Source organism: Kaistella haifensis DSM 19056, from assembly GCF_000735695.2.
GTDB lineage: Bacteria > Bacteroidota > Bacteroidia > Flavobacteriales > Weeksellaceae > Kaistella > Kaistella haifensis.
In genome coordinates, this window is record NZ_JASZ02000011.1 from 63,345 (window position 1) to 80,616 (window position 17,272).

Sequence of the window (17,272 nt, forward strand, 5' to 3'; positions counted from 1 at the left end):
GATGATGTTAAATAAATTGTAAAATCATTAATGATTTTCATAAATAAATAATTTTCCTTAAATTTGCAATCCGATATTATAAGGAAACCAAGGTTGTCGCAATATTTGTCGATTGAATATTTATTTTTTTTTAAAAAAAATTTCCAATATTCAAAAAATCACTATATTTGCGCACTGAAAATTTTAATAAATAATTAAATAAATAATTAAATCATGGCAAAGGAAACGTTTAATCGTAACAAACCACACTTGAACATTGGTACCATCGGTCACGTAGACCATGGTAAAACTACACTTACTGCTGCAATCAGTAAAGTATTATCTGATAAAGGATTCGGTACTGCAAGAGATTTCTCCTCTATCGACTCTGCACCAGAAGAAAAAGAAAGAGGTATTACTATCAACACTGCTCACATCGAATATGAAACTGCAAACAGACACTACGCTCACGTAGACTGTCCAGGTCACGCCGATTATGTAAAAAACATGGTTACTGGTGCTGCGCAAATGGACGGAGCTATCTTAGTAGTAGCTGCAACTGACGGACCAATGCCTCAAACTAGAGAGCACATCCTTCTTTGTCGTCAGGTAAACGTACCAAGAGTATTGGTATTCATGAACAAAGTGGATATGGTAGATGATCCAGAATTGTTAGAATTAGTAGAACTTGAAGTTAGAGATCTTCTTTCTTCTTACGAATATGACGGTGATAACTCTCCAGTTATCCAAGGTTCAGCTCTAGGTGCTCTTAACGGAGATCCTAAATGGGTTGCTACTGTAGAAGAATTAATGGATGCTGTTGATTCTTGGATCGAACTTCCAGTAAGAGATCAAGATAAGCCATTCTTGATGCCAATCGAAGACGTATTCTCTATTACTGGTAGAGGTACTGTAGCAACTGGTAGAATCGAGGCTGGTGTTATCAACACTGGAGATCCAGTAGATATTGTAGGTATGGGTGATGAGAAATTAACATCAACTGTAACTGGGGTAGAGATGTTTAGAAAAATCCTTGACAGAGGTGAAGCTGGTGATAACGTAGGTATCTTGTTGAGAGGTATTGAGAAAACTGACATCAAGAGAGGTATGGTTATCGCAAAAGCAGGTTCTGTAACTCCACACAAAAAATTCAAGGCTGAGGTTTACGTTCTTTCAAAAGAAGAAGGTGGTCGTCACACTCCATTCCACAACAAATATCGTCCTCAGTTCTATGTTAGAACTACTGACGTTACAGGTGAGATCTTCTTGCCAGAAGGTGTAGAAATGGTAATGCCTGGTGATAACTTAACTATTACTGTAGAATTGTTACAACCAATCGCTCTTAACGTAGGTCTTAGATTTGCGATCAGAGAAGGTGGTAGAACAGTTGGTGCAGGTCAGGTAACTGAAATCTTAGATTAATTTCTAATTAAATAATAAAGTTCCGTAGGGAAACTTACGGAACTTTTTTTAATCTACGGGCATCGTCCAATGGTAGGATACCGGTCTCCAAAACCGTTGATCAGGGTTCGAATCCTTGTGCCCGTGCAAATAATAGATAATGAGTTTAGTTGATTTTTTAAAAGGTTCTTATACCGAATTTAAAGATAAAGTAGAGTGGCCAAAATGGCCAGATCTGCAATCTTCCACTATTGTAGTTACTATTTCTACTGTTATTTTAGCATTGTTTACTTTCGGTGTAGATTCATTATTCAGTAAATCTATCACCAATTTAATAACGATATTAATCAACCTGTTCAATTAAAATTATTTTCCAAAATGAGTGACTTGAAGTGGTATGTTCTGAAATCCATCAGCGGACAGGAAAATAAGGTGAAGGCCTATATTGAGAATGAAATGAAGCGTCTTGGTTTCGAAGCTTACGTAACCCAAGTGGTCATTCCAATGGAGAAGGTGATCCAAATGAGAAATGGGAAAAAGGTTCCGAAAGAAAAACCTTATTACCCAGGTTACTTAATGGTAGAAGCTAATTTGATGGGAGAAATTCCTCACATCATCAAAAATATACCAGGAGTAATTTCTTTTTTAAGTTTGACAAAAGGTGGAGATCCGGTTCCGATGCGTAAAGCAGAAGTAAACCGAATGCTTGGTAGAATGGATGAACTTTCAGAGTTCGCAGTAGATATTGAAATCCCATATGTTGTTGGTGATAGCGTAAAAGTAATCGACGGACCCTTCAACGGATTTAATGGTACAGTGGAAAAAATCCATGAGGATAAAAAGAAAATAGAAGTATCTGTAATGATATTTGGTAGAAAAACGCCGATGGAACTTAGCTTTATGCAGGTGGAGAAAGTGTAAGATACTTATAAAATATTATAAAAAGACTGTTCAAAAGAGCAGTCTTTTTATTTGGAAAAATCTCAAATGTGTTCGCCAGATTTCTTCTGTAAGTACGGCTCGATCAAAATTGAAATAAAATTTTTATAACTCATTACTAAAAATCAGTGGATTACACTTGCAGATTCAAAAATAATTCTTAATTTTGCAGTCCGAAATATAAGCTCGGTAGGTGAGAATCAGAGTTTATATAGAATAATAAATGCTTCCACATTCATTATTTACTAATTTTTAAAACAAAAAAATGGCTAAAAAAGTCTTTAAAATGGTTAAACTCCAGGTTAAAGGAGGGGCAGCAAACCCTTCTCCACCAGTTGGACCAGCACTAGGTTCTGCCGGTGTGAACATCATGGAGTTTTGTAAACAATTTAACGGAAGAACGCAAGACAAGCCTGGGCAAGTTTTACCTGTAGTAATTACAGTATACGAAGACAAATCTTTTGAATTCGTTATTAAAACTCCACCAGCTGCGATCCAATTATTAGAAGCTTCTAAAGTGAAGAAAGGTTCTGGTGAACCAAACAGAGCGAAAGTAGGAGCGGTTACTTGGGCACAAGTACAAAAAATCGCAGAAGATAAAATGACAGATCTTAACTGTTTTACGTTAGACTCTGCGATGACTATGATCGCAGGTACTGCAAGATCTATGGGATTGAGAGTAACAGGAACTAAACCAACTAACGCTTAAAACTAGTAGAAATGGCAAAATTAACAAAAAAGCAAAAGGAAGCTTTAAGCAAAATTGAGAAAAACAAAGTATATACTCTTGACGAAGCTTCTGCTTTGGTTAAAGAAGTGAACTTTGCAAAATTTGACGCTTCTGTAGATATCGCAGTTAGATTGGGTGTTGATCCTAGAAAAGCTAACCAAATGGTAAGAGGGGTTGTATCCCTTCCTCACGGTACCGGTAAAGATGTAAAAGTTTTGGCGCTTGTAACTCCTGACAAGGAAGCAGAAGCTAAAGAAGCTGGTGCAGATTACGTAGGTCTTGATGAATACTTACAGAAAATTAAAGATGGCTGGACAGATGTTGACGTAATCGTTACCATGCCGGCTGTAATGGGAAAACTAGGTCCATTAGGTAGAGTATTAGGTCCAAGAGGATTGATGCCAAACCCTAAATCTGGAACTGTTACCATGGAAATCGGTAAAGCTGTAACTGAAGTGAAAGCTGGTAAAATCGATTTCAAAGTTGACAAATACGGTATTATCCACGCTGGAATTGGTAAAGTATCTTTCGATGCTGCTAAAATTAAAGAAAACGCACAAGAATTGGTGCAAACTTTACTTAAATTGAAACCAACTGCAGCTAAAGGTACTTATGTAAAAAGTATTTACTTATCTTCTACCATGAGTCCTGGTATTGCAATCGATACTAAATCTGTAAACTAAAATCTGATAAGACAATGACAAAAGAAGATAAAGTATTAGTAATACAAGAAATAAAAGAAATGTTACAAGACGCGAAAGTGGTTTATGTAGCAAATCTTGAAGGAATGAATGCTGCGTCGACTTCAGATTTTAGAAGACAAGCATTTAAACAAAACATTACACTTAAAGTTGTAAAAAATACATTGTTGCAGAAAGCAATGGAACAAATCGACGGAGTAGATTACTCTGAAATGTTCCCAACTTTCAAAGGAAACACAGCGGTAATGGTAGCTGATACAGCTAACGCACCAGCTAAATTAATACAGGGATTCAGAAAAAAAGCTGAATTCCCTGCTTTGAAATCTGCTTTCTTACAAGAGACTTTCTACATCGGTGATGAAAACTTAGGCACTCTTGCCAACATCAAGTCAAGAGAAGAAATGATCGGAGAAATCATCGGATTGCTTCAATCACCAATCAGAAACGTACTTTCTGCTCTTCAAAACAAACCGGAAACTGTTGAGGCAAAAGCCGAAGAAACTGCTGCTCCAGCTGCTGAAGAAACCAAAGTAGAAGAAACTGCAGCTCCAGAAGCTAGCGCTGAAGCTACGGACGCACCTAGTGCAGAGTAATTAGACTCAAAAAAAATCAAAATAAATCGTTCAACAAATTAAAACATTACAAAATGTCAGATTTAAAAAATTTAGCGGAAACGCTAGTAAACTTAACCGTAAAAGACGTAAATGAATTAGCTGCTATCCTTAAGGATGAGTACGGAATCGAGCCAGCTGCTGCTGCTGTAGTTATGGCTGCAGGTGGTGGTGAAGCTGCTGAAGAAAAAACAGAATTCGATGTAATCCTTAAATCAGCTGGTGCTTCTAAATTAGCAGTTGTTAAATTGGTAAAAGATTTAACTGGTGCTGGTCTTAAAGAAGCTAAAGATATGGTAGATGGTGCTCCTGCTCCAATCAAAACTGGTATCTCTAAAGACGAAGCTGAAGCTTTGAAAAAACAATTAGAAGAAGCTGGTGCAGAAGTAGAATTGAAGTAATCATTACTCAATAATATAATAGAAGCGACAGGTTTACACCTAGTCGCTTTTTTTTTATGTTAAGTTTTGTTATTGTTGATAATAAGTCTTTATTTTTATTACCTTTGCAAAGTGAAAAAAAATTTATTTCCTTTCCCTGAGAAAGTAAAGTTTAGTGCCATTATATTACCAAAATGCTGGCATTTATCTTTTTTATTAACTTTTTTTTCACTTTTTACACTTTCTGCTCAGAAAATTCATGTAGACTCTCTCGCCACAGCAAATATTACTGTCGTTGGAGATGCCTGTATTTATTCAAAAGACGAAGCGTTCAATGAGCAAATATCAAATAACAAAAACCTACAGCAATATTCCAAAGTCATTAGATTTAATGATAATAAAATAAGAATTATTGCGAAAAATTCTGATGTACAGTCTTCTACAAAACAAAACTTTGCAAGGGCTAAGCCAGAGAAAAAGCTCTTAGTTTCCAAGAAGAAGACTATTGAAATATCGGATTTACCCGAGAAAGAAATTCCGTTGAAAATTTCTAATGGTCTTGCCGGTACTCGGTTTCTAACCGGAAACGCTTTGGGAAATATTCCTTTTATTTCTCCCAGTAATAATTATTATAATTCAAAGAAATGTATAATTAACTACTGTAATGATTGTAGTTCATTGCTAGAGTTCTTATATCTAAGCAATTTTCTTTTAACGCATAATATTAATAGATTACAGAATAAAGTTGCTGCCTTTTCTGTAAGACCACCGCCGCAGATTTAATTGATCATACGTTTTTTACTAGGTATTCTCTTTGGGAATAGTTTTCCAAGGCGAATTATATATTTATTAATAATAATCTTTTATGAAAAAATTAAATCTATTTTTAATTATAGTGGCTTTTTTATTGGGTAATCACTTTCTTTTTTCTCAAGCTGCAGACAAACTTTATTTATCATTGGCGTCAACCGGACGAATTTATGATATAACATCATTAGCCGGAGGAGCTTTACCTACACCGGTTGCAACAACTCCAACAATACCAGGAGGAACCAATGCTAATGCAAGTAATCTTGCTGTGGGTTATGATGCGCCAGGTGGTAATCCTTCAACTATAGTTTTTATTGAATCTAATAGTACAGCAGGTGCTGCTCTTTATAAAAATGCAACAGCTATTGCAGGAGCCACAGTACCTGTTGCAGTTGGAGGTATCGCAACCAATAACGTTCCTGGTCCTTATTTTGGAAATGTTTATGGTTTTCAATCTAATACTAAGACTATTTATCCAATTTATCCATCCGGAACTGCTATACCTATTACCAGTACAGATACTGACTGGAATAATGGAACTACGTTTGGAACCGATACATTCTTTGATTATCAGAATAATATTTACATGTTTGTGAATAATGGTACGGCAAGATATCTTTTCAAAATTTCTATTGCTACGGGAGTTGCTGAAAAGGCAATCTCGGCTCCTATCTCAGGTAGTGCGAGTTTTGAAAATTTACCTACAACAATAGGGATTCAGGGGATGGCTTATTTTCAAGGTTATGTATATATTGCAACTCCTACCGCTAGTAATACTGTTGAAGTTCGTAGGATTAATATCTACGATGGAACATCTATATTATCTGCAACATATACAGGAGGTAATCATCAAAATTTAGATTTAGCAACCGTTGTTGCATATTATGTTCCTTTTACATTAACTTGTAGTGGTATTACGCAAAGCCCTACAACACCATTTGTTGAAGGTGTTGCAAGCAATGGCGAAAGAGTACTTAATATTCCAATTACTAATGTTTATGAACCTGGGACATATACTATCAATATAACAGGAGCAAATTTCAATAGCTCATCAACAGTTAATATTACATCTTCAACAACCTCTATAAATGTCCCTCTTGTATATGATGGAGGAGGGAGTTCGGGAACAAGAACAATAAGCGTTGACCTTAACGGAAGCACCACTGCTTGTAGTGTAAATGTTGTTGTAGAAAAAGATACTGATAAAGATACCATTCCGGATTATTTAGATCTTGACGATGATAATGATGGGATTTTGGATTGTGATGAAAAAGGATTTGCGCCAAATTCTTCGGTTAGTACTATTTTTAAATTTAACGGAAGTACTTCTCAAATCAGTTCAAATGAATTAAGATTAACTCCAGATGCAGGTACTCAAAGCGGTAATGCTTGGAGTTATGGTAAAGTAGATTTTGCGAAAAGTTTCACAATTTCTTATAGTGCGTATTTTGGGACAAAAGATGCAGCTGGTGCAGATGGTATTGCAACTGTATTTCATAATTCTCCATTAGGAGTTAATGCTACAGGAATTGTAGGTATGGGAATCGGAGCACAAGGAATTGCCAATGGTATTGTATTAGAGATTGACACTTTTGATAACGGTACAGGGGTTGGCGATATCGGTAATGACCACGGTCAGATTTGGGTAGCTAACAATCAGAGTGGTGCTGGTTTGTTAACCACTGCTAAGGATCTAGGAAATGTTGAAGATGGTGCCTATCATAATATTGTTGTGAATTGGAACTTTGCTACTAAAACTTTATCATTTACTTTAGATGGTATTAATGCGGGTGCATACACTTTTCCGGCAGGAACTCCAATTACGAGCTATTTTGGAGGTGTAAGCAAGGTTTATTTTGGATATACAGCATCTACAGGAGGTTTTAATAATGATCAAAGAATAAGATTTAATAATTTCTGTTCAGATTTACCACTTGAACTGGATTCAGATAATGACGGAACGCCTAATCATTTAGATGTAGATTCAGATAATGATGGTTGTGCAGATGCTATAGAAGGTGGTGATAATATTACTCAAACAATGCTAAATGGGAGCAATGCAATTGGTTCAAATATCTCTGGCACTTTAAATTCACCCGCAATTGCTACAGTAGATGCAAATGGTGTTCCTGTTATTACTAATACAGGTAGTACATTTAATGTGGACGGACAAGCTCAAGGACAAACAGCAGGAAGTTCTGCTAATGCATCTGTAAATGGATGTTATTGCTACAAACCAGCACAAACTTCTGGCACAATTTTAGACACCAACCACGGCATTACAGCTCTTGGCAGAGCTGGTGCAGACAACAGCAATTGGCCTATGGTAAGAAAAGGAGCTTGGACAGCACTTGAAGCCAAAACCAAAGGTTTCGTAGTCAATAGACTTACAGATGCTCAAATCACTGCTATTCCTAGTGCTGATCTTAGAGAAGGAATGATGGTATATAACATTACCCAAGACTGTCTCCAAATCAACATTGATGGTACATCTACGGGTTGGAGATGTTTCAACACTCAAACTTGCCCTGATTAATTATTTAAATTTGAGATAACATGAAAAATATATTTTTAACATTAACCTTATTTTTTGCTACTGCTCTTTCAGCTCAAGTAGCCATAGGAAAAGCTACCGTTTCTTCACCTGCAGTATCATTAGAATTTTATGATAATGCAGATAACACCAGAGGAATTATTCTTCCTTGGGTCACTTCTACAGTAGCAGTAACAGGAGCGGTAAACGGAACAATAGTCTACAATACTGCAGACAGAAAAGTTTATGTAAAGTATGCTTCTGGATGGAGAGACCTTAGCGTAGATACCACAGGAACCGTAACCACTACTTTACAGGATACTCTTTCAGATCAAGATTCTGCAAAAGTGCTTATCGGTGGAGATCCTGCTACTGATACCACCCCGGGAATTTTAGTCTTAGCAGACACTAATAAAGCGATGGTTTTGCCTAAAGTAGCCTCTCCTCACCTCAACATTGTAAACCCATCTCCCGGAATGATGGTCTATGACACTACCAAAAAACAATTGGCAGTGTTCAATGGTACTGTTTGGAGTTTCTGGAAACCGTAAGCGACGGAGTTTAAATGAATTTTAACAAAATTTTATAATAGACCATCTCTTCGGAGATGGTTTTTTACTTGTGAAAGCGAATTAATTTACCTAAATTTGCACTCCTTTTGGCGCTAACCATTGTACATAAATCACTAAAATATTGTAAATCAGCTCTTTCTGTTTTCTGAAAGCGGCTTTTCTCTATTTACAGATTTCACTATTGTTTAGCGTTGAAAGATCAAAAAGTATTTTGCACTACTCCGTGAAAAGATATACCGGCGTTGCAGTTAGAATAAGCCCATTTTTGATAAGAGCCAAGTCTATTTGTTAGCGCCTATCTTCTTGTTTCTCTTACTCTTAAAAGGTTTTTTCTGATATTTTTTAAAACAAAATATTTTTTAACCCTCATTCTTTAAAATTTTTATGAGTAAATCTAAAGCAGTCGCTAAAACTCAGGGGAACGAAAGAATCAATTTTTCCGCAGCAAAAGGAAAAATTGAAACACCTGACTTTTTGGACATTCAGATCCAATCTTTCAAAGAATTTTTCCAGTTGGACACCCTTCCGGAGCAGAGAGTAAACGAAACTCTTTACAAAACCTTTGAAGAAAATTTCCCAATTACCGATTCCAGAAACCAGTTTGTACTGGAGTTTTTGGATTATTTGGTTGATTCACCGCGCTACTCGATCGACGAGTGTGTGGAAAGAGGACTGACCTATTCAGTTCCTTTGAAAGCCAGACTAAAATTGTATTGTACTGACCCTGAACATGAAGATTTTCAGACCGTTGTGCAAGACGTTTATTTAGGTCCGGTTCCTTATATGACGCCTTCTGGTTCATTTATCATTAATGGTGCAGAGCGTGTTATCGTAACTCAGTTACACCGTTCTCCGGGGGTATTCTTTGGTCAAACTTACCATGCCAACGGAACGAAGTTGTATTATTCCAGAATTATTCCTTTCAAAGGGTCTTGGATGGAATTTACAACCGATATCAATAACGTAATGTACGCTTACATCGACCGTAAGAAAAAATTACCGTTAACTACCTTGTTAAGAGCAATCGGATTTGAATCTGATAAAGATATCCTTCAAATTTTCGACCTTGCAGAAGAAGTAAAAGTTTCTAAAGCAGCATTGAAAAAAGTAGAAGGAAGAACTTTGGCAGCGAGAGTTTTGAACACATGGTTCGAAGATTTCGTTGATGAAGATACGGGTGAAGTAGTTTCTATCGAAAGAAACGAAATCATCTTGGATAGAGAAACTATTCTTGAAAAAGAACATTTAGACCTGATTTTGGATGCTGGTGTGAAATCAATTTTGATTCACAAAGAAAATTCAAACGAATTCTCTATCATCCAAAATACTTTACAAAAAGACCCTACCAACTCCGAAAAAGAAGCGGTGGAGTATATCTATCGTCAGTTGCGTAACGCAGATCCGCCAGATGAGGAAACTGCAAGAGGAATTATCGAAAAATTATTCTTCTCAGAACAGCGTTATTCATTAGGAGAAGTTGGTCGTTACAGATTGAACAAGAAATTAGGATTAAATATTCCTGAAAAAACGGAAGTTTTAACCAAAGAAGACATCATTTCCATCGTTCGTCACTTGATCGAATTGGTAAACTCCAAAGCGGAAGTTGATGATATCGACCACTTGTCAAACAGAAGAATTAAAACTGTTGGTGAGCAATTGGCAGGACAATTCGGTGTTGGTCTTTCAAGAATTGCAAGAACAATCCGTGAGAGAATGAACGTTAGAGATAACGAAATCTTTACTCCAATTGATCTTGTTAATGCTAAAACTTTAACATCTGTAATCAACTCATTCTTTGGTACCAACCAGCTTTCTCAGTTCATGGACCAAACCAACCCGCTATCAGAAATCACGCACAAGCGTCGTCTTTCTGCACTAGGACCTGGTGGTTTATCAAGAGAAAGAGCAGGTTTCGAGGTGCGTGACGTTCACCATACTCACTATGGTCGTATCTGTCCGATCGAAACTCCTGAAGGACCAAACATTGGTTTGATTTCTTCTTTAGGAATCTATGCAAAAATCAACAACTTAGGTTTCATCGAAACTCCTTACCGTAAAGTAAACAACGGAAAAGTAGATTTGAAAACTCCTGCAGTTTTCTTAAACGCAGAAGATGAGGAAGATAAAGTTATTGCTCAGGCGAACGTTGAAATGAACGAAGACGGAACAATTTCTACAGACCGTGTAATTGCACGTCTTGATGGTGATTATCCGGTAGTTGAACCTCAACAGGTTGATTTGATCGATGTGGCACCGAACCAGATTTCTGGTATTTCCGCTTCATTAATTCCGTTCTTGGAGCATGATGATGCGAACCGTGCATTGATGGGATCCAACATGATGCGTCAAGCTGTTCCTTTGTTGAAGCCACAAGCTCCAATCGTAGGTACTGGCTTGGAACAACAAGTTGCTAAAGACTCCAGAATTTTGATTAATGCTGAAGGAAACGGTACTGTAGAGTATGTAGATGCGGATAAAATCACCATTAAATACGAAAGAAGCGAAGACGATGATTTGGTGTCATTCGAATCTGCTACGAAAACTTATAAACTGACCAAGTTCAGAAAAACCAACCAAAGTACAACCATCACTTTGAGACCAAACGTAAGAGTAGGCGACAAAGTTCAAAAAGGTCAGGTACTTTGCGACGGTTATGCAACCGAAAACGGAGAGTTGGCATTAGGTAGAAACCTTGTGGTGGCCTTCATGCCTTGGAAAGGGTATAACTTTGAGGATGCGATCGTAATCAACGAGAAAGTAGTTCGTGAGGACTGGTTTACTTCGATCCACGTGGATGAATATTCATTGGAAGTTCGTGATACCAAATTAGGTATGGAAGAATTGACAGCAGATATTCCAAACGTTTCTGAAGAGGCAACCAAAGATCTTGATGAAAACGGTATGATCCGTATTGGAGCTGACGTGAAACCTGGAGATATTATGATTGGTAAAATCACTCCAAAAGGTGAATCTGATCCAACTCCAGAAGAAAAACTATTGAGAGCGATCTTCGGTGACAAAGCCGGTGATGTGAAAGATGCTTCTTTGAAAGCTGATTCATCATTAAGAGGGGTTGTAATTAACAAGAAATTGTTCTCTAGAAACATCAAAGACAAAAAGAAAAGATCCGAAGAGAAACTGAAACTTGAGGAAATCGAAAATACGTACAAAGCGAAATTCGATGAATTAAGAAATACCCTTCTCGAAAAATTAGGAACTCTGGTGAACGGTAAAACTTCACAAGGAGTGAAAAATGATCTTGATGAAGAAATCATCGGAAAAGGAGTGAAATTTACGACTAAATTACTTCAAAGTGTTGAAGATTATGTAAACGTAAGTGGAGCAGACTGGACCGTAGATGCCGATAAAAATGAATTGGTTAAACAGTTGATTCACAACTATAAAATCAAATTCAACGATATTCAAGGGGTTAAAAACCGTGAGAAATTTGCAATCTCAATTGGTGATGAACTTCCTGCAGGAATTATCAAACTTGCAAAAGTTTATGTTGCTAAGAAACGTAAACTGAACGTAGGTGATAAAATGGCAGGACGTCACGGTAACAAAGGGATCGTTTCCCGTATCGTTCGTGAAGAAGATATGCCATTCCTAGAAGACGGAACTCCTGTTGATATCGTGCTGAATCCACTTGGGGTACCTTCACGTATGAACATCGGGCAGATCTACGAAACTGTTCTTGGATGGGCTGGTCAGAAATTAGGATTGAAATTCGCTACACCGATCTTCGATGGGGCTAATATCGATCAAATTACCGAGTACACCAATCAGGCAGGTCTTCCGGAATTCGGGTCAACTTATCTATATGATGGTGGAACTGGCGAGAGATTCTCTCAACCGGCAACTGTTGGGGTAATTTACATGCTGAAACTCGGTCACATGGTTGATGACAAAATGCACGCACGTTCTATCGGACCTTATTCATTGATTACGCAGCAGCCACTTGGTGGTAAAGCGCAGTTTGGTGGACAAAGATTCGGTGAGATGGAGGTTTGGGCACTCGAAGCATTCGGTGCATCCAATATCCTTAGAGAAATCCTTACCGTGAAATCGGATGACGTGATTGGTAGAGCGAAAACTTATGAAGCAATCGCGAAAGGTGAAGCAATGCCTGAACCAGGTATTCCGGAATCTTTCAACGTATTACTTCACGAGTTGCAAGGTCTTGGCCTTGATATAAGATTGGAGGAGTAAGTTAAAAGTTTAATTATTAAAAAATTAAATCATTAATTAACTCCAAGACGATAAGAACGAAAGTTATTTTTAAAGCTTTCAATCTTTTAATCTTTTAATCAAAATAAAAAATGTCAAATAAAAATAAAACAAGTAATTTTAGTAAAATTACGATCGGTCTTGCTTCTCCTGAATCTATTCTACAGGATTCAAGAGGTGAAGTTTTAAAACCGGAAACCATTAACTATAGAACCCACAAACCGGAAAGAGACGGTCTGTTCTGCGAGAAAATCTTCGGTCCTGTGAAGGATTACGAATGTGCTTGTGGTAAATACAAAAGAATCCGATACAAAGGAATCGTTTGTGACCGTTGTGGGGTAGAAGTTACCGAGAAAAAAGTTCGTAGAGAAAGAATTGGTCACATCGGATTGGTAGTTCCTGTAGCTCACATCTGGTATTTCCGTTCTTTACCAAACAAAATCGGTTACCTTTTAGGTTTACCTTCCAAAAAACTGGACATGATTATCTATTACGAAAGATATGTTGTGATCCAGCCAGGTATTGCTAAAAAAGCAGACGGTTCCGATTTCGAAGACAAAGAATTTTTAACAGAAGAAGAATATCTAGATATTTTAGATACACTTCCTGCTGAAAACCAATATCTTGATGATTCTGACCCGAATAAATTTGTTGCCAAAATGGGAGCAGAAGCGGTTGAAGAATTATTGAAAAGAATCGACCTAGATACTCTATCTTTCGATTTGCGTCACAAAGCACACAACGAATCTTCAAAACAAAGAAGAACTGAAGCCCTAAAAAGATTAAATGTTGTTGAAGCCATCCGTGGTGCAAACACCAGAATGATCAACAAACCGGAATGGATGATTATGCGTGTTCTTCCTGTTATTCCACCAGAACTAAGACCATTGGTTCCATTGGATGGAGGGCGCTTCGCAACTTCAGATTTGAATGATCTTTACCGAAGAGTAATCATCAGAAACAACCGTTTGAAGAGACTTTTAGAGATCAAAGCTCCGGAAGTAATCCTTAGAAACGAGAAGCGTATGCTTCAGGAATCTGTAGATTCATTATTCGATAATACAAGAAAATCTTCTGCTGTTAAATCTGAATCTAACAGACCATTGAAATCTCTTTCAGATTCATTGAAAGGGAAGCAAGGTCGTTTCCGTCAGAACTTACTTGGTAAGCGTGTGGATTATTCAGCTCGTTCGGTAATTGTTGTAGGTCCAAACTTACAGCTTCACGAATGTGGTATCCCGAAAGATATGGCTGCAGAACTTTACAAACCGTTCATCATCAGAAAACTGATTGAAAGAGGTATTGTAAAAACCGTAAAATCAGCAAAAAGAATCATCGACAGAAAAGAACCTGTAGTTTATGACATCCTAGAAAACGTAATGAAAGGTCACCCAGTTCTTTTGAACAGGGCACCTACCTTGCACAGACTGGGAATCCAGGCGTTCCAGCCAAAAATGATCGAAGGTAAAGCAATCCAGTTGCACCCATTGGTTACTACGGCATTCAACGCGGATTTCGATGGTGACCAGATGGCGGTTCACTTACCTTTAGGACCGGAAGCAATTTTGGAAGCTCAATTATTGATGTTAGGTTCTCAGAACATCTTGAACCCGGCAAATGGTTCTCCAATTACGGTACCATCTCAGGACATGGTTTTGGGTCTTTATTTCATGACCAAACAATTGGATTCTACAGATACTATGAAGGTGAAAGGCGAAGGTTTAGCTTTCTATTCACCGGAAGAAGTAGAAATCGCTTACGCAGAAGGACAAGTTTCTTTAAATGCTAAAGTAAGATGTAGATTGCCAATCAAAGAAGATGGCGTGATTACTACCAAGTTAACTGAAACTACCGTTGGAAGAATTTTATTTAACCAAATTGTACCAAAAGAATCAGGATATATCAATGAGCTTTTAACTAAAAAATCATTGAGAAATGTTATTGGTAGAGTATTGGCAGATACCGATTTCCCGACGACTGTGAAGTTCCTTGATGATATGAAGAACTTAGGTTATTCTAATGCATTCAAAGGAGGTTTATCATTTAGTTTAGGAGATATCGTGATCCCTGCGGAAAAGAAAACCATGATCGCGGAAGCGGTTGCTAACGTGGACGAAATTAAGGCCAACTATAACATGGGTCTTATTACAGACACCGAAAGATATAACCAGGTGATCGACGTTTGGACCAATACCAACGCGGGATTAACAGAAATGATCATGAGCAGAATGAAAACCGACCAAGGTGGGTTCAACTCTGTGTACATGATGCTTGATTCCGGTGCAAGGGGTTCCAAAGAACAGATCCGTCAGCTTTCAGGAATGAGAGGTTTGATGGCAAAACCACAAAAAGCGGGTTCTACCGGTGCGGAAATTATCGAAAACCCAATTGTTGCGAACTTTAAAGAAGGTCTTTCGATCCTTGAGTACTTTATCTCTACTCACGGTGCACGTAAAGGTCTTGCGGATACCGCTCTTAAAACTGCCGATGCTGGTTACCTAACCAGAAGATTGGTAGACGTTGCACAGGATGTGATCATTACTGAAAACGACTGTGGAACTTTAAGAGGAACAGAAATTACTCCATTAAAGAAAAACGACGAAATCGTAGAGAGACTTTCTGAAAGAATCTTAGGTAGAGTTTCTCTTCACAATGTTTACGATCCGGAAACAGATGAAGTAATTGCTTATGCTGATGATTTGATTAACGAGGCACTAGCCAAGAAAATCGAAGCAGCAGGAATTGAAGCAGTAGAAGTACGTTCACCACTTACTTGTGAAACCACGAAAGGAATCTGTGCGAAATGTTACGGACGTAACCTTGCGACAGGTAAACCGATTCACATGGGTGAAGCAGTAGGAGTTATCGCAGCACAGTCTATTGGTGAGCCCGGAACCCAGCTTACGCTGAGAACCTTCCACCAGGGTGGTACTGCAGGGAATATTTCAGAAAATCCATCGATTGTTGCACGTCGCGACGGTATCGTGGAAATGGACGAGGTGAGAACGGTAACTTCGGAAAACGAAGAAGGCGTAAAAGCTGAAATCCTTGTGTCTCGTTCAACGGAATTCCGTTTGGTTGCAGACAATGCTGCGCGTACCCCTTTAATGATTGCCAACGTTCCTTACGGTTCCGAATTACTGGTAAAACCAGGTGATAAAGTGAAAAAAGGCGATGTAATTGCGAAATGGGATCCATACAACGCGGTAATTATTGCTGAATCTGCCGGTAAGGTAGAGTACGAAGACATCATCCAGGGTATTTCATTCCAGTTGGAAATCGATGAGCAGACTGGTTTCGAAGAGAAAGTTATCTCTGAATCAAGAAACAAGAAAGCCGTTCCTACTTTAAAAGTAGTAGATTCCAAAGGTGTTGAGCAGAAAGCATACAACTTACCAGTAGGAGCTCACTTAATGGTAAATGATGGTGAGAAAATTAAGGCGGGTAAAGTCTTAATCAAAATTCCTAGAAAATCTGCAAAAGCAGGGGATATTACAGGAGGTTTACCAAGAGTAACCGAATTATTCGAAGCGAGAAATCCTTCTAATCCTGCTGTAGTTACAGAAATTGACGGGGTAGTTTCTTATGGTAAAATTAAGAGAGGTAACCGTGAATTAATCGTAGAATCTAAAACTGGTGAGATTAAGAAGTATTTAGTTAAACTTTCTAACCAGATCCTTGTTCAAGAAAACGACTTCGTTACTGCCGGTTCGCCACTTTCCGACGGATCGATTACTCCGGACGATATCCTGAAAATCAAAGGACCAACTGCGGTTCAGGAATATTTGGTTAATGAAATTCAGGAAGTTTACCGACTTCAAGGAGTGAAAATTGATGATAAACACTTCGAAATCATCGTTAGACAGATGATGACGAAAGTATCGATCGTTGATGGTGGCGACACCCAATTCCTTGAAGGTGCATTAGAGCATAAATTCGATTTCTTGGAAGAAAACAACCGTGTATTCGGATTGAAAGTAGTAACCGATGCTGGTGATTCAAAAGAATTTAAACCAGGACAAATGATTACTGCTAGAGAACTAAGAGACGAAAACTCTAAACTGAAACGTGAAGATTTAGCGTTAGTACAAGTGCGTGAAGCATTACCTGCAACTGCAACCCCGGTATTACAAGGGATCACCAGAGCAGCGCTACAAACCAAATCCTTCATGTCGGCAGCTTCATTCCAGGAAACTACAAAAGTTCTCAACGAGGCAGCAGTATCCGGAAAAGTAGATTACCTAACAGGTCTGAAAGAAAACGTAATTGTAGGTCACAGAATCCCTGCAGGTACCGGTCTTAAAGATTATCAAAATGTAATCGTAGGGTCTAAAAAAGAATTTGAAGACTTGAACTAAATAAGATATTAGACAACAGACATCAGAT

The 17,272-nt window shown here is 37.9% G+C and carries 12 protein-coding genes and 1 tRNA gene; all 13 read left to right on the top strand.

The features are described 5' to 3' along the window. The first annotated feature begins 213 nt into the window (after positions 1 to 213). The 13 genes from tuf (at position 214) to rpoC (ending at position 17,244) form a co-directional block, all read left to right on the top strand. Positions 214 to 1,401 carry an elongation factor Tu gene (gene tuf / locus AP75_RS06645; protein WP_088263943.1) on the top strand — a complete coding sequence of 396 codons (1,188 nt, stop codon included), beginning with the start codon at positions 214 to 216 and terminating at the stop codon, positions 1,399 to 1,401. Positions 1,402 to 1,456: 55 nt separating this feature from the next. Further along, a tRNA-Trp gene (locus AP75_RS06650) sits at positions 1,457 to 1,527 on the top strand. 13 nt (positions 1,528 to 1,540) lie between these two features. After that, positions 1,541 to 1,744 (top strand): preprotein translocase subunit SecE, encoded by a 204-nt coding sequence (gene secE, locus AP75_RS06655; RefSeq protein ID WP_051872474.1) that lies wholly within the window; start codon positions 1,541 to 1,543, stop codon positions 1,742 to 1,744. Between the two features lie 14 nt (positions 1,745 to 1,758). Further along, positions 1,759 to 2,301, top strand: a complete 543-nt coding sequence (nusG, locus tag AP75_RS06660; RefSeq protein WP_031501374.1) for a transcription termination/antitermination protein NusG — start codon at positions 1,759 to 1,761, stop codon at positions 2,299 to 2,301. A gap of 283 nt (positions 2,302 to 2,584) precedes the next feature. Then, positions 2,585 to 3,028, top strand: a complete 444-nt coding sequence (rplK, locus tag AP75_RS06665) for a 50S ribosomal protein L11 (protein ID WP_031501375.1) — start codon at positions 2,585 to 2,587, stop codon at positions 3,026 to 3,028. Positions 3,029 to 3,039: 11 nt separating this feature from the next. Next, positions 3,040 to 3,732: a 50S ribosomal protein L1 gene (rplA, locus tag AP75_RS06670; protein ID WP_031501376.1), complete on the top strand. Its 693-nt coding sequence runs from the start codon at positions 3,040 to 3,042 to the stop codon at positions 3,730 to 3,732. A 14-nt stretch (positions 3,733 to 3,746) separates the two neighbouring features. Further along, entirely contained in the window at positions 3,747 to 4,343 is a 597-nt protein-coding gene (gene rplJ, locus AP75_RS06675; protein ID WP_031501377.1) for a 50S ribosomal protein L10, read from the top strand. 53 nt (positions 4,344 to 4,396) lie between these two features. Next, positions 4,397 to 4,762, top strand: a complete 366-nt coding sequence (gene rplL / locus AP75_RS06680) for a 50S ribosomal protein L7/L12 (RefSeq protein ID WP_031501378.1) — start codon at positions 4,397 to 4,399, stop codon at positions 4,760 to 4,762. A gap of 111 nt (positions 4,763 to 4,873) precedes the next feature. Beyond that, entirely contained in the window at positions 4,874 to 5,524 is a 651-nt protein-coding gene (locus tag AP75_RS06685) for a hypothetical protein (RefSeq protein WP_031501384.1), read from the top strand. Positions 5,525 to 5,606: 82 nt separating this feature from the next. Then, positions 5,607 to 8,087: an L-type lectin-domain containing protein gene (locus AP75_RS06690; protein ID WP_088263945.1), complete on the top strand. Its 2,481-nt coding sequence runs from the start codon at positions 5,607 to 5,609 to the stop codon at positions 8,085 to 8,087. Positions 8,088 to 8,107: 20 nt separating this feature from the next. Beyond that, entirely contained in the window at positions 8,108 to 8,635 is a 528-nt protein-coding gene (locus AP75_RS06695; protein WP_031501381.1) for a hypothetical protein, read from the top strand. Positions 8,636 to 9,040: 405 nt separating this feature from the next. Next, positions 9,041 to 12,868 (top strand): DNA-directed RNA polymerase subunit beta, encoded by a 3,828-nt coding sequence (gene rpoB / locus AP75_RS06700; protein ID WP_031501380.1) that lies wholly within the window; start codon positions 9,041 to 9,043, stop codon positions 12,866 to 12,868. 110 nt (positions 12,869 to 12,978) lie between these two features. After that, positions 12,979 to 17,244 carry a DNA-directed RNA polymerase subunit beta' gene (rpoC, locus tag AP75_RS06705; RefSeq protein ID WP_088263947.1) on the top strand — a complete coding sequence of 1,422 codons (4,266 nt, stop codon included), beginning with the start codon at positions 12,979 to 12,981 and terminating at the stop codon, positions 17,242 to 17,244. The last annotated feature ends 28 nt before the right edge of the window (positions 17,245 to 17,272 follow it).